The sequence below is a fragment of the Monashia sp. HAY1-5C genome, from assembly GCF_056755255.1.
In genome coordinates this window covers 1-22,037 of the sequence record NZ_JBPGXG010000031.1, presented here as the reverse complement: position 1 = coordinate 22,037, position 22,037 = coordinate 1, and the positions used below count along the sequence as shown (strand labels likewise).

The 22,037-nt window shown below is 72.1% G+C and carries 18 protein-coding genes and 1 pseudogene; 8 read left to right on the top strand and 11 right to left on the bottom strand.

What is annotated here, in order from left to right:
• Positions 1 to 3 precede the first annotated feature (3 nt).
• Genes ACR9ZK_RS07055 through ACR9ZK_RS07045 form a run of 3 tightly spaced genes read right to left on the bottom strand, consistent with a single transcriptional unit; the run spans position 4 to position 2,705 of the window.
• Positions 4 to 645 carry a GerMN domain-containing protein gene (locus tag ACR9ZK_RS07055; protein ID WP_481341182.1) on the bottom strand — a complete coding sequence of 214 codons (642 nt, stop codon included), beginning with the start codon at positions 643 to 645 and terminating at the stop codon, positions 4 to 6.
• Positions 620 to 2,008: a HAMP domain-containing sensor histidine kinase gene (locus ACR9ZK_RS07050; protein WP_481341181.1), complete on the bottom strand. Its 1,389-nt coding sequence runs from the start codon at positions 2,006 to 2,008 to the stop codon at positions 620 to 622. Before ACR9ZK_RS07050 ends, ACR9ZK_RS07055 begins: the two co-directional genes overlap by 26 nt.
• A 10-nt stretch (positions 2,009 to 2,018) precedes the next feature.
• Positions 2,019 to 2,705 carry a response regulator gene (locus ACR9ZK_RS07045; protein WP_481341180.1) on the bottom strand — a complete coding sequence of 229 codons (687 nt, stop codon included), beginning with the start codon at positions 2,703 to 2,705 and terminating at the stop codon, positions 2,019 to 2,021.
• Positions 2,706 to 2,947: 242 nt separating this feature from the next.
• On the opposite strand from ACR9ZK_RS07045, the gene ACR9ZK_RS07040 reads away from it, so the two are divergent.
• From ACR9ZK_RS07040 to ACR9ZK_RS07015, 6 genes are all read left to right on the top strand, one after another.
• Positions 2,948 to 4,753: an ABC transporter substrate-binding protein gene (locus ACR9ZK_RS07040; protein WP_481341179.1), complete on the top strand. Its 1,806-nt coding sequence runs from the start codon at positions 2,948 to 2,950 to the stop codon at positions 4,751 to 4,753.
• 123 nt (positions 4,754 to 4,876) lie between these two features.
• Positions 4,877 to 5,908 carry an ABC transporter ATP-binding protein gene (locus tag ACR9ZK_RS07035; RefSeq protein WP_481341178.1) on the top strand — a complete coding sequence of 344 codons (1,032 nt, stop codon included), beginning with the start codon at positions 4,877 to 4,879 and terminating at the stop codon, positions 5,906 to 5,908.
• The gene (locus ACR9ZK_RS07030) at positions 5,905 to 7,023 is read left to right on the top strand and encodes an ABC transporter ATP-binding protein (RefSeq protein WP_481341177.1); all 1,119 of its coding nucleotides are present in this window, start codon (positions 5,905 to 5,907) and stop codon (positions 7,021 to 7,023) included. The genes ACR9ZK_RS07035 and ACR9ZK_RS07030 overlap by 4 nt, the downstream gene beginning before the upstream one ends.
• Positions 7,020 to 8,033: an ABC transporter permease gene (locus ACR9ZK_RS07025; RefSeq protein ID WP_481341176.1), complete on the top strand. Its 1,014-nt coding sequence runs from the start codon at positions 7,020 to 7,022 to the stop codon at positions 8,031 to 8,033. Before ACR9ZK_RS07030 ends, ACR9ZK_RS07025 begins: the two co-directional genes overlap by 4 nt.
• Positions 8,034 to 8,042: 9 nt before the next feature.
• Positions 8,043 to 9,002: an ABC transporter permease gene (locus ACR9ZK_RS07020; protein ID WP_481341175.1), complete on the top strand. Its 960-nt coding sequence runs from the start codon at positions 8,043 to 8,045 to the stop codon at positions 9,000 to 9,002.
• A 229-nt stretch (positions 9,003 to 9,231) separates the two neighbouring features.
• Positions 9,232 to 10,470, top strand: coding sequence for a coiled-coil domain-containing protein (locus tag ACR9ZK_RS07015; protein WP_481341174.1), 1,239 nt, complete (start codon positions 9,232 to 9,234; stop codon positions 10,468 to 10,470).
• Between the two features lie 149 nt (positions 10,471 to 10,619).
• On the opposite strand, the gene prcA is transcribed toward ACR9ZK_RS07015, so the two are convergent.
• From prcA to ACR9ZK_RS06990, 5 genes are all read right to left on the bottom strand, one after another.
• The gene (gene prcA, locus ACR9ZK_RS07010; RefSeq protein WP_481341173.1) at positions 10,620 to 11,465 is read right to left on the bottom strand and encodes a proteasome subunit alpha; all 846 of its coding nucleotides are present in this window, start codon (positions 11,463 to 11,465) and stop codon (positions 10,620 to 10,622) included.
• On the bottom strand, positions 11,462 to 12,295 hold the full coding sequence (prcB, locus tag ACR9ZK_RS07005) for a proteasome subunit beta (RefSeq protein ID WP_481341172.1): 834 nt from the start codon (positions 12,293 to 12,295) through the stop codon (positions 11,462 to 11,464). The genes prcA and prcB overlap by 4 nt, the downstream gene beginning before the upstream one ends.
• Positions 12,292 to 12,498, bottom strand: a complete 207-nt coding sequence (locus tag ACR9ZK_RS07000) for a ubiquitin-like protein Pup (RefSeq protein WP_481341195.1) — start codon at positions 12,496 to 12,498, stop codon at positions 12,292 to 12,294. Before ACR9ZK_RS07000 ends, prcB begins: the two co-directional genes overlap by 4 nt.
• A gap of 178 nt (positions 12,499 to 12,676) precedes the next feature.
• Positions 12,677 to 14,197, bottom strand: coding sequence for a depupylase/deamidase Dop (gene dop / locus ACR9ZK_RS06995; protein WP_481341171.1), 1,521 nt, complete (start codon positions 14,195 to 14,197; stop codon positions 12,677 to 12,679).
• 96 nt (positions 14,198 to 14,293) lie between these two features.
• Complete coding sequence (locus ACR9ZK_RS06990; RefSeq protein WP_481341170.1) at positions 14,294 to 16,933, bottom strand: lysylphosphatidylglycerol synthase domain-containing protein; 2,640 nt, start codon at positions 16,931 to 16,933, stop codon at positions 14,294 to 14,296.
• Positions 16,934 to 17,035: 102 nt separating this feature from the next.
• Here ACR9ZK_RS06990 and ACR9ZK_RS06985 point away from each other — a divergent pair, with 102 nt between their 5' ends.
• Positions 17,036 to 18,025 (top strand): ribose-phosphate diphosphokinase, encoded by a 990-nt coding sequence (locus ACR9ZK_RS06985; protein WP_481341169.1) that lies wholly within the window; start codon positions 17,036 to 17,038, stop codon positions 18,023 to 18,025.
• Positions 18,022 to 18,411 (top strand): annotated as a pseudogene (locus ACR9ZK_RS06980) (DUF3054 domain-containing protein); the annotation flags it as partial. The gene ACR9ZK_RS06985 and the pseudogene ACR9ZK_RS06980, both read left to right, overlap by 4 nt.
• Positions 18,412 to 18,462: 51 nt before the next feature.
• On the opposite strand, the gene arc reads toward ACR9ZK_RS06980, so the two are convergent.
• From arc to ACR9ZK_RS06965, 3 genes are all read right to left on the bottom strand, one after another.
• Entirely contained in the window at positions 18,463 to 20,244 is a 1,782-nt protein-coding gene (gene arc, locus ACR9ZK_RS06975; protein ID WP_481341168.1) for a proteasome ATPase, read from the bottom strand.
• A gap of 66 nt (positions 20,245 to 20,310) precedes the next feature.
• Positions 20,311 to 21,381, bottom strand: coding sequence for a tRNA (adenine-N1)-methyltransferase (locus ACR9ZK_RS06970; RefSeq protein ID WP_481341167.1), 1,071 nt, complete (start codon positions 21,379 to 21,381; stop codon positions 20,311 to 20,313).
• An 11-nt stretch (positions 21,382 to 21,392) separates the two neighbouring features.
• Entirely contained in the window at positions 21,393 to 21,785 is a 393-nt protein-coding gene (locus tag ACR9ZK_RS06965; RefSeq protein ID WP_481341166.1) for a single-stranded DNA-binding protein, read from the bottom strand.
• Positions 21,786 to 22,037: the final 252 nt, after the last annotated feature.

Genomic DNA, 22,037 nt, shown 5'->3' with positions numbered 1-22,037 from the left:
CGTTCAGCGCGTCGGCGCCAGCTCGGCGTAGTCCGAGCGCGCGACCGGTGTCGACACGAGGGCACCGCGCGCGTCGGGCACCGGGACGACGCGGGTGCCGCTCACGAGCTGTACGTCGCTGGCGAGGGTGTTGGCGCTGACGGTGAAGACGATCTGCGCGACGGCGAGCTGCTGGTCGCGCAGCGCCAGCCGGTCGAAACCGGTGGGGACGCCGACGCGGGCGGTGCCCTGGGCCGTGAGCTCGGCCGCCAGGGACCGCGTCGAGACCGGCAGCGCCGAGCGCAGCCCGTTGGCCAGCTCGACCTCGTTGAGCGGCTGCGTCAGCGCCTCCATGACCGGCCCCATGCCGACGCCGGAGGGCACCGTCCGTGTGACGCGCTGCAGGCGGTCACCGTGCACGAGGTAGACCTGCATCGTCAGGGGAACGGCGTCGGTGCCCATCGTGCTGCTGGCCCGCTCGGGGCGTGGGGGCTCCGGCAGCTGGATCGGCACGGGCTCGTCCTGCGGGGTGAGGACGCAGGCCGTAGGGACGAGCGCCGCGGCCCAGGCGACGAGCGTGACGGCGACGCGTCGACCCCACCGGCGGTCGGCACGCGTTGCTCGGCAGGCCCGTTGGTGGTCAGCGCAGCGGGAGGTCGACGACAAGCCGGGCGCCTCCCTCCGGTGACTCCTCGGCGCGGACCGTCCCGCCGTGCGCCGCGACGTGGCGCTGCGCGATCGCCAGGCCCAGCCCGACGCCCTGGCCGGGGTCACCGCCCGCGCGGGCGAACCGGTCGAAGACCCGGGTCCGTTCCGCGGCGGGGATCCCGGGGCCGGCGTCGTCCACGACGATGCGCGCGAGGTCACCGACCCGCTGCACGGTCACCGACCGACAGCCACCCCCGTGGGTCTCGGCATTGCCGACCAGGTTGGCCACGACGCGCTCGAGCCGCCGCTTGTCGACGGCCCCGACGAGGTCCGCCCGCTCCGCGACCCGGGTCACCGGGCGTCCCGCCGCGGCGTCGGCGGCCCGGCGCGTGAGGTCGCCGACGTCGGCCCGCTCGAGGACGAGCCCCTCCCCGGCGTCGTGCCGCGAGATCTCGAGGAGGTCGACGACGAGGCTGCGGAAACGGGCGAGGTCGTCGGCGAGCAGGTCGACCGGCTCGCGCACCGACTCCGGGAGCAGGGCCCGCCGGTTCGTGATGACCTCCATCGAGTTGAGCATCGTCGTCAGGGGCGTCCGCAGCTCGTGGCTGACGTCGAGGGCGAACCGCGAGTCGGCCCGCACCCGGTGCTCCAGCTCGTTGACGGTCCGGTTGAACGAGTCCGTGAGCGGGTCCAGGTCGGGGTCTCCGCGTGGCGCCAGCCGGGCGTCCAGCCGCCCACCGGCGACGTCACCGGCCACCTGCGTCAGCTCGGTCAGCGGTCGCAGGGCGACGCCGCTGGCCCACCGCCCCAGGCCCGCGCCGACGAAGGTCGTCACGGCGGCGACGGAGGCGAGGACCCAGCCCATGGTCACCAGCGTCTGGTCGAGCTCGACGAGCGAGAACACCTCGAACACGGCGTCGCCCGGACGCTCCAGCGGCAGCCCGACGACGAGGTAGAGGCCGCCGTCGACGGCCACCCGCTGCGTGGCGCCCTGCCCCCGAGAGGTCGACGCGAGAAGGGAGTCCGGGATCGCGCCGGGTGCCAGCTGTGACTTGGTGCCGTACCACTGCCCGGCGACGAAGGCCACGGACGCGACGGCGTCGTTCGTGGGCAGCCCGCTGACGACCGATGCCGGTGACGCCCCGGGCCGGGACAGCGCCACCTCGACCGAGGCCCGGTCGAGCGAGGTCTCGGTGACGGCCACCTGTTCGCGCTGGGCGAGCAGGTAGCGCGAGACCACCGCCCACGAGACGACCGACAGCAGAGCGGAGATCGCGAGCGCCAGGAGACCGAAGGAGAGCTCGAGGCGGGCTCGCAGCGACAGGGAGCGCCATGGGCCAGGGCGACGCCGAGGGAGCGAGACGCGCTGTGCCCCAGGCATCGTCGCGTCCTCAGCCCGCGAGCCGGTAGCCCAGGCCCCGTGCGGTGACGACGTGCCGGGGGTTGGCGGGGTCGCGCTCGACCTTGGTGCGCAGACGCCGGATGTGGACGTCGACGATGCGGCTGTCGCCGAAGTAGTCGTAGCCCCAGACCCGGTCGAGCAGCTGCTCGCGGCTGCAGATGCGGCCCTCGGCCTGGGCCAGTTCGACGAGGAGGCGGAACTCCGTGCGGGTCAGGCCGACCGGCTCGCCGGCGAGGGTGACGAGACCGTCCTCGACGCCGATGACGAGGTCCCCGGTGACGATCTGCCTCGGGGCACGACCACCGAGCAGCGGCTCGGTCCGCCTGAGCAGGGCCCGGATCCGGGCCGCGAGCTCCTTGGCCACGAGGGGCTTGGTGACGTAGTCGTCGGCGCCCGACTCGAGACCCGCGACGACGTCGTGGCTGTCGGTCCGCGCCGTGACCATGATGACCGGCACCTCGCTGCCGCGCCGCACCTCACGGCACACCGAGAAGCCGTCGCGGTCCGGCAGCATGAGGTCGAGCAGAACGACGTCGGGCGCGCCCTCGGCAAGGCGCTCGAGGCACTGCCGGCCGTCGGCCGCCTCGAGCACCGTGAAACCCTCGTCCTCCAGAGCCAGTCGCAGGACCCGCCTGACGCGGGCGTCGTCCTCGACGAGAAGCACCCGTCGCCCCATACGGCCAATATACGTCCGCCGCTGCGGCGGTCCTGGGCTCAGATCCCGTCCGTGTCGGGTCCGTAACGGGTCCGTGACCGCCGGGACGCCTTGTGTGACGGTCAGTTTGCGATCTCGTGACTTCGCCTGCGAGCGAGTCGGCGCCGGTTCGCACCCTGCCTAGCGTGACCACGACGGCTGCCCCAACCCGGGCGACCGTACCGGCCCGACGGCCGGTGACCCCGACACCAAGGGAGAACGAGATGCCACAGAGGACGTGGCCCGTGGGGGCGGCGGCGGCCGTGACCGCCGGCTGCCTCACGCTCGCTGCCTGCACGACGGGCGGCGGGACGGGTGGCTCCGCGACCGGCGCCACCTCGTCGTCGACACCGGTCAAGGGCGGAACGCTCAACATGCTCGGCAGCGGTGACGTCGACTACATGGACCCGAACATCAGCTACTACTCCATCGGCTATCTCGGCCTTCGGATGTGGAGCCGACAGCTGTTCACCTACCCGGCCGTCGAGGGACAGACCACCAAGCCGGTGCCCGACCTCGCGCAGACCATGCCGACGCAGGGCAGCGGCATCAGCGCCGACGGCAAGACGTACACGATCAAGATCCGCTCCGGCGCCAAGTGGAACACCTCCCCGCCCCGGCAGGTCACCGCGGCCGACATGGTGCGTGGCGTCAAGCGCACGTGCAACCCGGTGCAGCCCTTCGGGGGCCTGCCCGACTACGAGACCCTCATCGTCGGGTTCCAGAGCTTCTGCGACGGGTTCGCCAAGGTCGGCCACACGCCGGCCGCCCTCGCCGCGTACATGGACAAGACGCCGCTGCCCGGCGTCGTGGCCAAGGACGACCTCACCGTCGTCTTCACCCTGAACAGCCCGGCCAGCTATTTCCCCGACATGCTGACGCTGCCGGCCTTCTCACCCGCCCCGAAGGAGTGGGACGCCTACCTGCCGGCTAGCCCGGAGCTGGCCCAGCACACCCTGTCCGACGGCCCCTACCAGATCGACAGCTACTCGGCGACGAAGAACATCACGTTCAGCCGCAACCCGGCGTGGGACGGCTCGACGGACCCGGTCCGCAAGGCCTACGTCGACAAGATCGTCATCAACGAGACGGTCACGCAGGACTCGACCCAGCAGCAGCTGCAGACCGGGACGGCCAGCGCCGACATGGAGTTCGACAACTTCCCGCCGCCCTCGCAGCTGCCCGCCCTCATCGCCAAGAAGGACCCGAACCTGACGATCGGGCCGTCGGCGTCGTCCAACCCGTACATCGTCTTCAACACGGCCTCGCCGAACGAGAACAAGGCGCTGCAGAACGTCAAGGTGCGCCAGGCCATCGAGTACGCGCTCAACCGGGCGAACATCATCCAGGTCATCGGTGGACCGAACCTCAACGAACCGCTGAGCCACGTGCTGCCCTCGGACATCGTCGGCGGTGAGCAGAACTTCGACCTGTACCCGTACGACGCGGCCAAGGCCAAGCAGTTGCTGAGCGACGCCGGGTACCCGAACGGGCTGACCCTCAAGATGCTCTACCGCAACTCCTCGGAGGGCAGCAGCAAGACGTTCCAGACCGCCCAGCAGGACCTGTCCAAGGCCGGCATCACCGTCCAGGGCGTGCCCTCGCCGAACGCCGACTTCTACACGAAGTACCTGCAGGTGCCCTCCGTCGCCAAGCGCGGTGTCTGGGACCTCGCGGTGGCCGGCTGGGGCGCCGACTGGTACGGCAACGCGGCGCTGTCGTTCTTCAACCCGCTCTTCTCCGGCTCGGCCTCGTTCCCACCGGTCGGCAGCAACTTCGGCCTCTACGAGGACCCCGGCGCGAGCGCGCTCATCACGCAGGCGGCCGAGGCGCCGACCGAGGAGGGCGCGGCGACGCTGTGGGCCAAGGCGGACCACAAGGTCATGGAGGACGCGCCGTTCTTCCCCATCACCAACCCGAAGCAGGCCAACTACCACGCGAGCCAGGTCCAGGGCGGGGTCTACGTGCCGGCCATGCAGAACTACGACCCGACCAACGTGTGGCTCAGTGCCGACAAGCAGGGTGGCTGACGGCCCGACGCTCCCTCGGAAACCTCCCCCACCCTCGGTTCCCGTGGGCCCGACCGGCCCACGGGAACCCTCCCCGGGGTGAACCGCCACGCCGGGGACCGACCCTCTCGGAAAGGCGATCCGATGGCCCTGCTCGAGGTTCGTGACCTCTCGGTCTCCTTCGCCACCCCGGACGGCGTCGTCGAGGCGGTGCGCAACCTGTCCTTCGACGTCGAGCGGGGCACGACCCTCGCGATCGTCGGCGAGTCCGGGTCGGGCAAGAGCGTCGCGACGCAGACGATCACGGGCCTGACCCGCGGCGCGCACGTGTCCGGGTCGGCGCGGTTCGACGGCGTCGAGCTGCTCGGCGCCCCCGCCCGCACGCTCCAGCGGATCCGCGGGGCCCGGATCGGGATGATCTTCCAGGACCCGCTCTCGAGCCTGCACCCGTACTACACCGTCGGTTGGCAGATCGTCGAGATGATCAAGGCGCATAGGCCCGACACCGCGACGGCGACCGCCCGGGCCCGGGCCGCCGAGCTGCTGGCCCTGGTCGGCATCCCCGGGGCCGCCGGGCGCCTCGACGACTATCCGCACCAGTTCTCCGGCGGCATGCGCCAGCGGGTCATGATCGCCATGGCGATGGCCCTCGACCCGGCCCTGCTCATCGCGGACGAGCCGACGACGGCGCTCGACGTCACCGTCCAGGCGCAGGTGCTGGGCGTCATGCGCCGGCTCCAGGAGGAGTTCGGCACGGCGATCATCCTCATCACCCACGACCTCGGCGTCGTCGCCCAGATGTCCGACGACGTCGTCGTCATGTACGCGGGGCGCGCGATGGAGCGGGCTCCCCGCCGCACCATCTTCTACCTCGGCCACCACCCGTACACGCAGGGGCTGCTCGCCTCGCTGCCGGCCCAGGGCGGCACCCGCAGCCGGCTCACGCCGATCGCCGGCACCCCACCCTCGCTCATCGACCCCCCGGTGCAGTGCCCCTTCGCACCCCGCTGTCCACACGTCTTCGACCGGTGCCGGCGCGAGCTGCCGCTGCTCGAACCGGTCGCGCACGACCCCCAGCACACGTCCGCCTGCTTCCTGCCCAAGGACGGCGCCGACCTCGGGATCGTCGGCGCCCGGACCCGCAGGTCCCCCGACCGGGAGGAGGAGCCGGCATGAGCACGAGCCCGGTCGCCCCGGCGTCCCAGCCGACCCGACGCTCTTCGGACGCGCCGCTGCTGACCGTCGAGCACGTGTCGAAGACGTTCCCCGTCCGTTCCGGCGGGCTGTGGCACCGCGGTGACGCATGGGTCCACGCCGTCGACGACGTGTCCCTCGACATCCGCGCCGGCGAGACCCTCGGCCTCGTCGGCGAGACGGGGTGCGGCAAGTCGACCCTGGCCCGCTGCATCGCCCGGCTCCACGAGGTGACCGCCGGCACGGTGACCTTCGACGGTCGCGACATCACACACCTCGGCCGGCGCGACCTCCGCGCGGTCCGTCGCGAGGTGCAGATGATCTTCCAGGACCCGTACGGCTCGCTCAACCCGCGGCGACGCGTCGGCTCGATCATCGGCGACCCGTTCGTCATCCACGGAATCGGCTCGGACCGCGACGTCAAGCGCCGCGTTCAGGAGCTCATGGAGCGCGTCGGGCTCAACCCCGAGCACTACAACCGCTTCCCGGCCGAGTTCTCCGGCGGGCAGCGCCAGCGCATCGGTGTGGCGAGAGCCTTGGCGCTCCAACCGCGCCTCGTCATCTGCGACGAGCCGGTGTCGGCCCTCGACGTGTCGATCCAGGCCCAGATCATCAACCTGCTCATCGACCTGCAGGACGACTTCGGCCTGACGTACCTGTTCATCTCCCACGACCTGTCCGTCGTGCGGCACGTCAGCGACCGCGTCGCCGTCATGTACCTCGGCAAGGTCGCCGAGATCGCTCCCACCGAGGAGCTGTTCACGAGCGCGCGGCACCCCTACACGCGGGCCCTGCTGTCGGCCCTGCCCGTGCCGGACCCCGACGTCGCGGACAGCCGCAGCCAGACGATCCTCGTCGGCGACCTGCCGTCGCCGACGGCGCCGCCGCCCGGGTGCCGGTTCCACACGCGGTGCCCGCGAGCCCAGGCCGACTGCTCGGTCTCGGTCCCACCCCTCGAGCCGGTCCTGGGCGACGCGCCGACCCACCGCACCGCGTGCTTCCACCCCCTCGCCGCCGGCGAGGACCTGGCCTCCGACGCGCCCGCCGAGCCGGCCGCGCCCCAGGCACCGACCACCCGAGGAGGCGAGCAGCCGTGAGCGGCATCCTTCCCACCCCGACGTCGAGCGAGGGCGTCGCGCCCGAGCTGGCCCCGGAACCCGGCGGTGCGCCGGCCGGCACCCGGCGCAGCATCGAGGGGCGCAGCCCGTGGCTGCTCGCCTGGCAACGGCTGCGCCGTGACCAGGTGGCCATGGGTTCGCTCGTCGTCATCGTGCTCATCATCCTCATGGCCGTCTTCGCACCGCTCGCGACGACGATCACCGGGCACCCGGTCAACGAGCAGTACCGCCAGCAGGGCCTGACGGCGGACGGCCTGCCGACGGCCCCGTCGAGCCTCTTCTGGCTCGGCACCGACGACCTCGGGCGCGACATCCTCGTCCGGATCGCCTACGGGGCCCGCATCTCGCTGCTCGTCGGCGTCGTCGCCACCGCCCTCACCGTCGTCATCGGCGTCGTCATCGGCCTGGCCGCCGGCTTCCTGGGCGGGATCGTCGACACCCTCCTCGCACGGCTCATCGACGTGGTCCTGTCGATCCCGTTCCTGCTCGTGGCCATCGCCCTCGTGTCCATCACCGGACCGAGCCTGCTCGTCACGGTACTCGTCATCGGGTTCTTCAGCTGGGCGTCCGTGGCCCGTATCGTCCGCGGGCAGGTGCTGTCGCTGCGCGAGCGCGAGTTCGTCGAGGCGGCGCGCTCGCTCGGGGCCTCGGACAGCAGGATCATGTTCGTCGACATCCTGCCCAACGTCCTGGCCCCGGTCATCGTGTACGCGTCGCTGCTCATCCCCGTCGTCATCGTCGTCGAGGCGACGCTGAGCTTCCTCGGCCTCGGCCTGGCGCCGCCGACGGCCGACTGGGGCGGCATGATCAGCGAGTCGCAGAACTACTACACGACGGCCTGGTGGTTCGTCGTCTTCCCCGGTGTCGCGCTGCTCATCACGACGCTCGCCTTCAACCTGTTCGGCGACGGCGTCCGCGACGCGTTCGACCCGCGCGCCGACCGGTTGATGGCCGTGGTGGCCCCCGCCGTCGTCGAGACCGCCGAGTAGGAGGTCACCATGACCCGCTTCCTCGTGCGCCGGCTCGCGCTCGGTGTGCTCGTCCTGTGGCTCATCACCGTGGCCGTGTTCGCCCTGTTCTTCATCGCCCCCAACGACGTGGCCCGCACCCTCGCGGGCCGACAGGCCACACCGGAGACCGTCGCCCTCATCTCCCACCGCCTCGGCCTGGACCAGCCGGTGTGGAAGCAGTACACCGACTTCATCTGGAAGGCCCTGCACGGCGACCTCGGGTACGACTACTACCACCAGGTGCCGGTCACCGAGATCCTCGGCGCGGCCCTGCCCATCACGCTGTCCGTGGTCGTGGGCGGAGCCGTCATCTGGCTGGTCCTCGGCGTGACGAACGGGGTCGTGTCGGCGGTGCGCCCGCGGTCGTTCGTCGACCGGTCCCTGACGGCCTTCAGCCTCTTCTTCTACTCCATGCCCACCTTCCTGCTCGGGCTGTTGCTGCTCTACTTCTTCTACTTCCGGCTCACCCTGAGCGGTGTCGCCGTCTTCCCCCCGGGCGGGTACGCGGCGTTCAGCGAGGGGGTCGGCCCGTGGTTCCTCCACATGGTGCTGCCCTGGCTCACCCTGGCCCTCGTGTCGGCCGCGACGTACACCCGCCTGACCCGTGCCTCGATGCTCGACGTCCTCGGCGAGGACTACGTGCGTACCGCGCGCTCCAAGGGGATCGGCGAGGGACGCGTCGTCGTCCGGCACGCGCTGCGCGCCGCCCTGACGCCGGTGGTGACACAGTTCGGCATCGACGTCGGGGCCCTGCTCGGCGGAGTCGTCGTCACCGAGACGGTGTTCTCGCTGCCCGGCCTGGGCAAGACCGCGATCGACGCGATCAACCAGCAGGACCTTCCGGTCATCATCGGCATCGTGCTGTTCGCCTCTGCTGCCGTGGTCGTCGCCAACATCGTCGTCGACATCGTCTACGCGGTGCTCGACCCCCGCGTCCGGCTGCACTGAGACGCAGGGCCGGCCGGGACCCGAGCCGCTCGAGGCGCTTCAGGTGCTCCGGGTGCTCGGGGCACTCGGGGCCCCCCTCGCGCTCGGGGCGGCGAGGAGTGTCTCGGTCGCGAGACGACTCTCCGAGCCGTCTCACCAGGCGCCCGTCCGTGTGATAGCAAGCGAGGTGCGCCTGACACAATGACGCCTGTCCCCGGCACGCCCCTCCACCTCCCTGCATTGGACGGAAATGATCGACAGACCCAACTTCAAGTTCGCCCGCCGCGGTTACGAGCCGGAGGAGGTCGACTCGTTCATCGAGCAGCAGAACCGGACTCTCCAGGCCGCCAAGAAGGACGCCGCCGAGCGCAGCGTCGAGCTGACGAAGCTCAACGCCGCGCTGACCGACCTGCGGGGGCAGCTCGGCCAGCAGTCGCGCGTCATGGCGGACCTGAAGAAGAACAGCTCCCCCACCCCGGCGCAGACCTTCGCCGACCTCGGTGAGCGCATCGCGCAGATCCTGACACTCGCCGACCAGGAGGCCGGCGACATCCGCGAGCGGGCCGCGAGCGAGGCCGAGGAGATCCGCGAGAGGGCGACGAGGGCGGCCAACGAGCTCAAGTCGACGACGACGACCTACGCCGAGCAGGCCCGCGCCCGGGCCGACGAGGAGGCGGTGCGCATCATCGCCCAGGCCAACCGCGAGGCCCAGGCGATCCTGGCCGAGGCCCAGAGCGTCGCGTCCGCGCAGCGTCAGGAGGCGGCGGCCGAGTACGAGAACCACCGGCTCAAGGCCTCACAGGCGTCCGCCGAGCTCGAGGTCAAGCTCGCCGCGCGCCGGGACGCCGCCGAGAAGGAGTTCGAGCAGCGCCGCCAGCAGCAGGAGGCCGCGTTCGCCGAGAGCGACTCTCGCCTGCGCCAGCTGACCGAGCGCGCCGAGCACGACGCCCAGGAGATGCGGACGCGCGCCCAGCGCCTCCTCGAGAACGCCCAGGCGCAGGCCGACCAGATCGTCTCGGAGGCCCGCGACCACGCGTCGCGCCTGCGCGAGGAGTCCGACCGCGAGCTGGCGGCCGCGACGGCTCAGCGCGACAGCATCACGGCCCAGCTGACGAACGTGCGCCAGATGCTCGCCACCCTCGGCGGCGGGGCGCTCATGGACAGCCTCGGTGCGCCCGAGAAGCCGGCCAACGCCCAGCCCCCCGTCGAGGCGACGCCTTCGCCGGCCGAGGAGGCCATCGCCGAGGCACGACAGGGGCAGGCTCCCGAGGACCAGACCGCGGAGGCCGGCGAGGCCCCCGAGGCCGACAAGGCTGACGAGACCGCAGAGGGCACCGCGTCCGAGGAGCCCGCCGAGGGCGGGGCGACCGGGTCCGGCGACGCCCGGGCCGAGGCCGCCGAGGTCGAGGCACCCGCCGAGGGCGAGGCCTCCTACGGCTCGGACCAGGCCTCCTACTACCAGCGCGGGAACGTCCGCACGCGTCGGTGACGCCCCGCGCCCGGCGCGGGTAGCCGGGGACACGACGGAGGCCGCCCACCAGGTCCGGTGGGCGGCCTCCGTCGTGCGTCCCGTCCGTCTCGTCGGGCGCGTCGCGCAGGTCGACCGCTTCGACCCCGAGCGCGACGCCAGGGCGGCGCTCAGGCCTCCGGCGTCGGCGTCAGGCCAGTTCCCGAGGCGTCCGGGCCGTCGGTCGGCTCGGAGGCGCCCTGCTGGCTGCCGGAGTCGCCACCGGGGTCGCCACCGGGGTCGGCAGCGGAGCCGCCACCGGGGTCGGTGCCGACCTCGGGGCCGACCTCCTCGAGCAGGCGGACCAGCAGCGGCCCGACGATCCGGCGGAACGACCGACGCGGGCGGCCCCGGTCGAGGACGGCCACCTCGAGCTGCGAGGCGTCGAGGGTGCGTCGGTCCCCGTTCTCGCCCTGCGCGAGCACGTCGACGGCAAGGCGCAGCGCCTCGCCGAGGTCGAGTCCCGGCCGCCAGCGCGTGCCGAGGCGCTCCTCGGCCGCATCGCTCGCGCCGCCCATGACGACGAAGCCCCGCTCGTCGGCGACGGAGCCGTCGTAGGTGAGCCGGAAGACCTGGTCGTCCTCGCTCGTGGCGCCGACCTCGGCCACGACGATCTCGATCTCGAACGGCTTGGACTCCTGGGTGAAGACGGCACCCAGCGTCTGGGCGTAGGTGTTGGCCAGGGCCCGCGCCGTGACGTCGGCCCGGTCGTAGGAGTAGCCGCGCAGGTCGGCGTAGCGGATGCCGGCCACGCGCAGGCTCTCGAACTCGTTGTAGCGGCCGACCGCGGCGAACGCGATGCGGTCGTAGATCTCCGACACCTTGTGCAGGGCCCGGGACGGGTTCTCCGCGACGAAGGCGATGCCCTCGTCGTAGCCGAGCACCACGACCGAGCGCCCCCGCGCGATCCCCTTGCGCGCGAAGTCGGCCCGGTCCTTCATGACCTGCTCGGGCGGCACGTAGAACGGCATGCTCATCGCGCACCTCCGGGGTTGTCGCGGCGGGCGGCGACGACGCGCTGCACGTGCCCCTCCAGGACGTCCTGGCCGACGAATCGCGAGCCGGCGTGGTCGACGACCGACACGGACGGCCAGATCTGCCGGCCGAGGTCGGGGCCGCCGGTGGCGGAGTCGTCGTCGGCGGCGTCGTAGAGCGCCTCGATGGCGATGGAGACCGCCTGCTCCTCGTCGATGCCGGGTCGCCACAGCTTCTTCAGGGCGCCGCGGGCGAACACCGAGCCGGAGCCGGTCGAGTGGTGCCCGGCCTCGGGGTAGCAGCCGCCGGTGACGTCGTAGGAGAAGATGCGCCCGACGCCCGCCACGAGGTCGTAGCCGGCGTAGACCGGCACGACGGTCAGGCCTTGCATGGCCAGGCCGAGGTTGCCCCGGATCATCGAGGCGAGGCGGTTGGCCTTGCCCTCCAGGGACATGACCGTGCCCTCGATCTTCTCGTAGTGCTCGAGCTCGACCTGGTAGAGGCGGACGAGCTCGACGGCGACACCGGCCGTACCGGCGATGCCGACGACGCTGAACTCGTCCGCGGCGAAGACCTTCTCCATGTCGCGGTTGGCGATGAAGTTGCCCATCGTCGCGCGACGGTCACCGGCCATGACGACGCCGCCCTCGAAGAGCAGCGCGACGATCGTCGTGCCGTGCGGAGCCTCGATGCTGGTGCCGGCGGGCAGGTTGCGACCGGACGGGAGCAGCTCGGGACGGAACGTGGAGACGAACTCGGTGAAGGACGAGGACCCGGCCGCGAGGTAGGCGTCGTCGAGCCGGCGAGGACGCCCCGGCGCGGGTTGCGTCACTGGCCGCCCTTCTGGACGAAGCCGCGGACGAACTCCTCGGCGTTCGACTCGAGGACGCCGTCGATCTCGTCGAGGACGTTGTCGATGTCGTCGTCGAGACCCTCCTTGACCGCGGCGCCCGCCGGGGCTGCTGGCGGGGTCTCGGGGGCCTCCGGCGGCTCGTCCTCGCGACGCTGTGGCTTGGCGTGCTCCTGTCCCGACATGACGACCTCCTGGAAGTTGGTGAGCCCCCGGCAGTCCGGGGGGCTCATTCGCTCACCACGACCCTAACGCGTGGGCCCCGCCGTTCGGAGCACCGACCGGTCACCACCCGGTCACCGAACGGTCACCGACCGGCTTCGACCGGCCCGAACGCGATGCCGGAGGGGTCTGCTCGCCCGGCTACTCGGGGGCAGCGAGGCCGCGGAGCAGCGCCGCGACGTCCTCGCTCTCCTCGAGCAGCCTGCCGACCTGGGCCCGGGTGCCGCGCTCCGGGTCGAGGATCGGCACGCGCTGCAGGCTCGCGTGACCGGGCACGTCGAAGACGACGGAGTCCCAGCTCGCGGAGAACACGTGGGGGGTGAACCGGCGCACGCACTCACCGCGGAACCAGGCGCGGGTGTCCTCCGGTGGCGTCGTCCGGGCGGCGCGCACCTGCTCGGGCGTCACGAGCTCGCGGGTGCTGCCGCGGTCGCGCAGGCGGTGCACGAGGCCCTTCTCGGGGCGGACGTCGGCCCACTGGATGTCGATGGCCGCCAGCCGGTGGTCGTCCCATCCGAGGCCGTCCCGCGCGCGGTAGCCCTCGAGGAGGCGCAGCTTGGCCACCCAGTCGACCATCGGGGCCGCCGACCACACGTCGCTGCCGAGGCGCGTCAGGACGTCCTCCCACAGGGCCATGACCTCCGCCGTGGCCTCGGGCTCGGGGTCGTCGCCGCGGCCGTCGAGCCAGGCCCGGGCGGCCTCGAGGTACATCCACTGCACGTCGAGGGCGGTGACGGTCCGGCCGTCGACGAGCTCGACCTTGGCGGTGAGGCCGGGGTCGTGCGACACGGTCTGCAGGGCCGCCACCGGTCGCCGCACGGACCAGTCCTGCGTGAGTTGGCCGTCCTCGATCATGCCGAGGACGAGCGAGGTGGTCCCCATCTTGAGCAGCGTCGCGACGTCGAGGTGGGTGGCGTCGCCGATGATGACGTGGAGCCGGCGGTACCGGTCGGCGACGGCGTGCGGCTCGTCGCGGGTGTTGATGATCGGGCGCTTGAGCGTCGTCTCGAGGCCGACCTCGGTCTCGAAGAAGTCCGCGCGCTGGGAGATCTGGTAGCCCGCTCCCCTGCTGTCGACCCCGAGCCCGACGCGCCCGGCGCCGCAGACGACCTGGCGCGTGACGAAGAACGGGATGAGGTGGCGCACGATGTCGGCGAACGGCGTCCGACGCGGCATGAGGTAGTTCTCGTGCGTGCCGTAGGACTGGCCCTTGCCGTCGGCGTTGTTCTTGTAGAGGTTGACCGGCGCCTGACCCGGGCGCGACGCGAGCAGCCGGACCGACTCCAGCGCCACGGCGTCACCGGCCCGGTCCCACGTCACCGCGTCGCGCGGCCGCGTCACCTCCGGCGAGCTGTACTCGGGGTGCGCGTGGTCGACGTAGTAGCGGGCGCCGTTGGTCAGCACGACGTTGGCCAGCGTCGGGTCCTCGACGTCGGTGAGCTGGCTCGGATCGGCGGTCTGCCGGTCCAGCTGCCAGCCGCGCGCGTCGCGCAGGGGGTCCTCGAAGGCGTAGTCCCAGCTCGACTGGTTGGAGCGGATGCCCTGCGCGGCGGCGTAGACGCTGACGACCTGCCCCGACAGGAACATCGGGTTGGCGAGCGGGTCGCCGGGCACCGAGATGCCGTACTCGGTCTCGAGTCCCATGATCCGACGCACCGTCATGGCCCGACCCTAACGGGCCGGGGCAGCGCGGCCGCGGACGCCTCGGCGCCGGCGACCGCACGGGCGGCCCGCCAGCGCAGCGCTCGTGACGCGAGGCTAGATCGCCCCGACCTTCTGGAGTCGGTTCAGGGCCCCCCAGCCGAACGGGATGGGAAGCCAGTAGGTCGCGAGCCGGTAGAGGATGACGGCCGAGACCGCCGCGCCGCTCGGGACGCCGACGGCGATGAGGCCGGCCGACATCGCCGCCTCGATGCCGCCCAGGCCACCGGGCGTCGGCACGGCGGAGCCGATGATGGCGCCGGCGAAGTAGACGACCGCCACCGAGGCGACGGCGGGCTGCTCCCCCAGGGCGCGCGTGGCGCAGACGAGCGCGGCGACGAACGAGGTGTCGAGCAGGAGCGCGCCACCGAGCAGCTGCAGCAACCGCTGGGGGTGCTGGAACGTCTCGAGCACCTGCGGCAGGGCCGAGCGCACGTGCGGCATGACGCGTTCGGTGAGCAGCGCCCGGATGCGCGGGACGGCGAGCAGTCCGAGTACCGCGATGACGACCGCGAGGATCCCCGCGACGAGCACCGGCGACGGGCTGAACGAGACCGAGGGCCCGGTACCCGCGAGGACGCCGGAGATGACGAGCAGCACGAAGTACGAGCAGAACTGGGCCACCTGGGCGACACCGACGCTGGCCCCCGCGAGGGTCGGCGTCAGGCCCGACGTCTGTAGGTAGCGGGTGTTGAGCGCGATGTTGCCCACCGCCGCCGGCGCCACGAGGCCGCTGAACGCCACGGCGAGCTGGGTCATGTACGTCCGCACGAAACGCAGGTGGATCGGCGAGGCCCCTGCCAGCGCGACCGAGGCGCCGGCGAACGTCGCGGCCGCGAAGACGACCAGACCCACGACCCAGCGCCAGTCGGCCTGGCGGAAGACCGTCGAGAGGTCGACCTGGGCCAGCTGGGTCAGGATGAAGTAGGCGGCGACGACGCCACCGATGACGGTGACGACGGCCCGCGCGGACACACGCCGCAGCTGGACCGGCTCGACGTGCTCGATGGACGGGCGCAGGTCGACGAGCCTGCCGCGGAGGTCCTTCAGGACGCCGCGGCGCTCGCGGAGCGCCTCCCTGGTGTCCGGCGTCAGGGCGACGGCCTGCAGCAGGGGCACGGCCCGCAGCACGGCGTCCTCACCGAGCGTCTCGATCGCGGCCCGGACGGTCCGCTCGGCCCCGACGGCGAGCGCGACCGTCGTCAGCAGCTGGGCGAGGTCGATGCGCAGGCTGATGTCGTCGGCGGCGACGTCACCGCTGCCGAGCCGGGCGAGGGCGACCCGGTCGCCGTCGACGAGGACGTTCTGCGGGCTCAGGGCGCGGTGGGCGACGCGGCGGCGGTGCAGCGTCTCGGACAGCCGGAAGACCGCCGCCAGCTGGGTGTCGGTGAGCGCCGGGCCGACCTCGGTGATCGGCGTGCCCTCGGGCTGGTCGTAGGCGATGACGGCCGAGAATGCACCCACCTCGGCCACCGACACCGGCCGCGGCGCCCGGATGCCGAGGTCGTCGAGGACCAGGCCCATGAGCGTGCGGTGCTCGATCTCCGAGCGCAGCGTCAGCGCCGGTGCGCGCGTGAACCCGCTGCGCAGTCGCAGGACCCGGAGGAAGCGCCGGCCCGAGGCGAGGCCGAACGTGTCGCGGTCGACGACGTGGACGTCGAGGGTGCGAGTGGACGTGTCGGCGCCCGAGGCGCCGGCGTCCGTCGGGTCGGCGCCCGAGGCGTCGGCGTCGTCCGCCGTCGCCGTGTAGCGCCGGTCCCCGGCGTCGTTGGCGTCGACGAGCTCGAGCCGCCGCAGTCGCAGCCCGGTGGCGACGAGGACGTCGGCCACCTCACGGCCCGGCGCCCGCGTCGTCGTGACGCCGAAGGCGAGCCGGAAGGCGAGCCCGACGAGCCAGCCGATGAGCAGGGAGGCGGTGAGCGCCGCGAGCGTCATGGCCCCCGACAGCAGGGTGGTGACGAGGGTCGCGATGACGACGGTGACCGCGGCCGGCCAGATCCACTTGCGCCCGGAGATGTCCGCGACGGTGAGCAGCGACACGGTCGACACGACGACGATGTCGAGCGGCCCGGTGTGTCCGGTCGTCGTCGGGCGGGTGAGCACGTCGGTGAGGAAGCCGCCGTTGCCGGTCTGCACGAGCACCGCGAGGACGATGACGAGCACTCCCGCGACGACGGCGGCCCCGAGCGCCTGGATGAGCTGGAGCCCGCGCCGGCGCACGACGAGGTCGATGCCCACCCCGATGGGCAGGAGCAGGACGCCGATGCCGCTCATCCAGGCCAGCAACGTCAGCAGGACGCGCGGGAGGCCGCTCGTGGCGTCGGTGAGGTCCTGCTCGACGGCGCCGCGCGTACCGGACGCGATGTCGGCCAGGACGAGTCCGAGGACGAGCAGCAGCACGACGACGACGAGGCGCACGACGTCGGCGGGGCGGCGGACGCGAACCGGGATCGGGGGCTCAACGACCTCGACGTCGGCGGCCGGCACGGGGGGCGGGACCGCGGGGTCGATCAGCTGTGCCTCGGTGTCCGCGTCACCGGCGTCACCGGCGTCCGAGTGGGCTGGGACTGTCGGACGGGTGGGGTCCGTCGGCTGGGTGGAGGCGGCGGACGTCGCGACGGCGCGCGCGGGGTGGCGCTCCTCCTCCGGCGCAGACGGCTCCGCGGCCGTCTGCTGCTGACCGGGTTCGCTGGACACCTGCTCATGGTGCCCCACGCAGCCGTGAGTTCGGCGCCGCGACACCGCGCGGCGGGTCGGCTAGTCTGCGTGGCACGCGGACCTCGAGAGGGATGACTCGAAGTGAACGATGTCGTCGTGTTCAGCGGCTCGGCTCATCCGGCGCTCGCCGACCGGATCTGCGGCCACCTCGGAGTGACCCGTTCCCCCGTGGACCTCAAGCGGTTCAGCAACGACTGCCTGCAGGCCCAGCTGCTGGCCAACTGTCGCCGGCGCGACGTGTACATCGTCCAGCCGCTCGTGCCGCCGACCCAGGAGCACCTCATGGAGCTGCTCCTCATGATCGACGCGGCCCGGGGCGCTTCCGCCGCCCAGATCACGGCTGTCATGCCGCACTACGCGTACGCGCGCTCGGACAAGAAGGACGCCCCCCGCATCTCGCTCGGGGGGCGTCTCGTCGCCGACATGATCTCGACGGCCGGCGCCCACCGCGTCCTGACGATGGCCCTGCACGCCCCGCAGGTCCACGGCTTCTTCTCCACGCCGGTCGACCACCTCACGGCCATCGGCGTCCTGGCCGACCACTTCCGCGAAACCGACCTCACCGACTCGATCGTCGTGAGTCCCGACCTCGGCAACGCCAAGGTGGCCACGCAGTTCTCGCGGCTGCTCGGCCTGCCCGTCGCCGCCGGCTCGAAGCAGCGGGTCGCCGACGACCGCGTCGTCATCGACTCCATCGTCGGCGACGTGTCCGGACGGCGCGCCATCATCCTCGACGACGAGATCGCCACGGGCGGGTCGATGCTCGAGCTGCTCGACCGACTGAAGGACGCCGGCGCCACCGAGGCGGCCATCGTCTGCACGCATGGGCTGTTCGCGGGCAAGGCCGTCGAACGGCTGCGGGGACACCCCTTCGTCACCGAGGTCGTCACGACCGACACCGTGCCCCCTCCGCACGGCTGGCCCGAGCTGACCGTCCGCTCCGTCTCGGCGCTCTTCGCCGAGGCCATCAGCCGGATCCACCACGGCCGTTCGATCAGCTCGCTGTTCGAGGGAGTCGACCCGACGCACGCCCCGCCCCAGGCCAAGCTGCCCTTCGACGCGCCGGCATGAGCCGGCCGACCGGGACCCGCGCCGATGGGCGAGGTGCCGCCCGTTCCTCGCCGCGCGGGACGGGCCTGCGTCGCCCCGTCGTCGCCCTCGCGCTCGACATCGCCCTCGTCGTCGTCTTCGCCGCGATCGGTCGGGCGAGCCACGCCGAGGCCGGCTCGGTCATCGGCACGCTCGCGACCGCATGGCCGTTCCTGGTGGGCTGCTGGGTGGGCTGGCTCGTCGTCCGGGTCCTTCGCCACCGCTGGCCCGTGGACCTGGGCCCGGGCGTCACGGTCTGGTTCGCGACCGTGCTGTTCGGCATCCTGCTGCGCCACCTCACCGGCGCGGGTACCGCCCCGAGCTTCGTCGTCGTCGCCTCGGTCGTGCTCGCGGTGTTCCTGTTGGGCTGGCGTGCCCTCGCGGGTGAGTCGTCGTTCGTGAGTGAACAGCCTTGCGGCTCAGAGGTACTGGCCCGTGTTGGCGGTCGAGATCGACCGGCCGGGCTCGGTGCCGTCCTTGCCCTTGAGCAGGGTCCGGATGTAGACGATGCGCTCGCCCTTCTTGCCGCTGATCCGGGCCCAGTCGTCGGGGTTCGTCGTGTTGGGCAGGTCCTCGTTCTCCTTGAACTCGTCGACGCAGCTGGTGAGGACGTGCTCGACGCGGATGCCCTTCTGGCCGGTGGTCAGGAACTCCTTGATCGCCAGCTTCTTGGCCCGGTCGACGATGTTCTGGATCATCGCGCCGGAGTTGAAGTCCTTGAAGTAGAGGATCTCCTTGTCGCCGCCCTGGTAGGTCACCTCGAGGAAGCGGTTCTCCTCCATCTCCGAGTACATCCGCTCGACGGCGGCCGTGATCATCGCCTCGATGGTCGCGTCCCGGTCGCCGCCGTTGACGGCGAGGTCGTGCTCGTGCAGCGGAAGCGACGGGGTCAGGTACTTGCTGAAGATGTCGCGCGCACTCTCGGCGTCGGGTCGCTCGATCTTGATCTTCGCGTCGAGGCGCCCGGGGCGCAGGATCGCCGGGTCGATCATGTCCTCGCGGTTCGAGGCGCCGATGACGATGACGTTCTCGAGTCGCTCGACGCCGTCGATCTCGGCGAGCAGCTGCGGCACGATCGTCGTCTCGACGTCGCTGCTGACCCCGGACCCGCGGGTGCGGAACAGCGAGTCCATCTCGTCGAAGAAGACGACGACGGGCGTGCCGTCGGACGCCTTCTCGCGGGCCCGCTGGAAGATGAGCCGGATGTGCCGCTCGGTCTCGCCGACGTACTTGTTGAGCAGCTCGGGGCCCTTGATGTTGAGGAAGTAGCTCTTCTTGTCCGACCCGTCGGCTTCACCGGCCTGGGCCGCGCGGGTGGCGACCTGGCGGGCCAGGGACGCCGCGACCGCCTTGGCGATGAGGGTCTTGCCGCAGCCGGGCGGGCCGTAGAGCAGGACTCCCTTGGGCGGCTTGAGCGCGTGCTCCTTGAACAGCTCGGGGTGGAGGAACGGCAGCTCGACGGCGTCGCGGATCTGCTCGATCTGGCTGCCCAGGCCACCGATGTCCTCGTAGCCGACGTCGGGCACCTCCTCGAGGACGAGCTCCTCGACCTCGAGCTTGGGAACGACCTCGTGGACGAAGTTGGCGCGGCCATCGAGCGTCAGGGAGTCCCCGACCCGGACGTGTTCGTGGGTGAGCGGCTCGGCGAGGCGGCAGACGCGCTCCTCGTCACCGTGCGTCACGACGACGACGCGGCCGTCCTCGAGCTTCTCCTTGACCGTGACGACCTCGCCGACGCGCTCGTAGCCGTGCGCCGACACGACGTTGAGCGCCTCGTTGAGCATGACCTCCCGACCGACACCGAGCGTGGCGGCGTCGACGGAAGGGCTGACGGCCACGCGCATCTTGCGCCCACCGGTCAGGATGTCGACGGCTCCGTCGGCCGGCTCGTCGACGACGACGCCGTACGTGCTCGGCGGCTGGGCAAGCCGGTCGACCTCCTTCTTCAGGGTGACGATCTGCTCGCGGGCCTCCTTGAGGGTGCGCACGAGACGCTCGTTCTGCGCCGACAGCGTGGACAGGCTCGTCTGCACGTGGGCGAGACGCGCCTCGAGCTCACGCGTGCGCTGGGGCGATGTGCGCGCCGCGTCGCGGAGCGCCCGGACCTCGGAGCGCAGGGCGTCGAGCTCGCGCTGGCCGGCTTCCGGGGTGCCCGCACCACTCACGTCGTCGCGGTCTGGGTTGAAGACGTCGTCCGACATCTCGGCCTCCTCATCCGTCACTCGCACCACGTGTGACGTCTCGACCCTAACCCGCTGCGGGCCGATCTAGTCGGACGTTCCAGCCACTGACCGCCGCGCGCGCCGGATCGACTTGTCGCTCTTGACACGTTCACCGAGCGCCTCCGAGGTCCAGGCGTCGTCCGGGACGTCGGTGGAGGCGAGCGAACCGGAACCCGCCGACGGGTCGAGGCCGGGCCCGGCGGGCGCGGCGTCACCCGAGCCGGACTCACCGTAGGCGCCCTTGGCCGGACGTCGCTTGCGCTCGGGTGCGAGGACCCCCGGGGCGAGCCGGCGGGTGGTGATGAGGAAGCCCGTGTGGCCGTGCATGCGGTGCTGCGGACGGACCGCGAGGCCCTCGAGGTGCCAACCCCGCACGAGCGACTCCCAGGCCGATGGCTCGGTGAACCCACCGTGGGCCCGGACACCCTCGGCGACCCGGCTCAGCTGGGTCGTCGTCGCGACGTAGCAGATGAGGACACCACCGGGCACGAGGGCGTCACCGACGGCGTCGAGGCACTCCCACGGGGCGAGCATGTCGAGGACGACACGGTCGACCGTGCCCGGCTCCACGACGCTTGGAAGGGTCTCGACGAGGTCGCCGACGGTCACGGTCCAGGCCGGGTGGTCGCCGCCGAAGAACGCGCGGCCGTTGCCCCGGGCGATGTCGGCGAAGTCGGCCCGCCGCTCGAACGAGAGCAGCCGCCCCTGCTCCCCGATGGCGCGCAGCAACGACATCGACAAGGCGCCGCTGCCGACCCCGGCCTCGACGACCGTGGCTCCCGGGAAGATGTCGGCCATCTGGACGATCTGTCCGGAGTCCTTCGGGTAGACGACAGCGGCGCCGCGGGGCATCGACATGACCCAGTCGGACAGCAGGGGTCGCAGGGCGAGGTACTCCACACCTTCGGTGTTGACGACGACCGAGCCGTCGGGCGCACCGATGAGGTCGTCGTGACGCAGGAAGCCGCGGTGCGTGTGGAACTCACGCCCGGGTTCGAGGGTGATGGTGTGCAGTCGGCCCTTGGGATCGGTCAGCTGGACGCGCTCGCCGACCTCGAAGACGCCGCGTCGGCTGTGCGCGGTTCCGGACGGGGCGGACTGGACGGCGTCGGTCATGGCAGCAGAGTCTAGGTGCCGGCCCGCCGCCCTCCGGACACCCGTCGGACCCGTGCCGCCTCGACCTCGTAGCGGCTCGACCGGCCGCCCGGGACCCCGAAGAAGCGGCGCCGCAGCGCACCCTCGACCTCGACGACGTCACCGGCCTCGAGGCGTCCGGCGGCGCGCCGTGGCACAGCCGCCCAGCAGACGACGTCGAGGGTGTCGACGCTGGCCGAGACGGCCCTCGCCGGGGGCCGCGGCACGATGACACGGAAGGTGGCGATGACGTCTCCGCTCGGCAGGACGCGCTCCTCCGCGGCCGCACCCACCCGGCCCCGCAGCCGTACCTCGTTGCGGGCGTTCTCGGCGGGGTCGGGGCTCGCGGCGCGGGTGCCGCGCTTCGTCGTCGTCTCGGTGCCCATGAATGCTCCTGCTGTTGGTCTCGTCGGGGTCCTGCGACTCCCTCGGCGGTCGCTGCCGGTGGTGCCGGGACGGGACCAGCCTGGGCCGCCCGACAGGGCCGAACCAGCGTCCCGGCCCGCCCTGTGGACGGCCGGACCCGGCGTCGCGGGGGTGTGGACCTGTCTCTTATACACATCTCCGAGCCCACGAGACGGAGCTACATCTAGTAGGCCGTCTTCTGTTTGGGAGAGGGGGGGGGGGGGGGGGGGGGG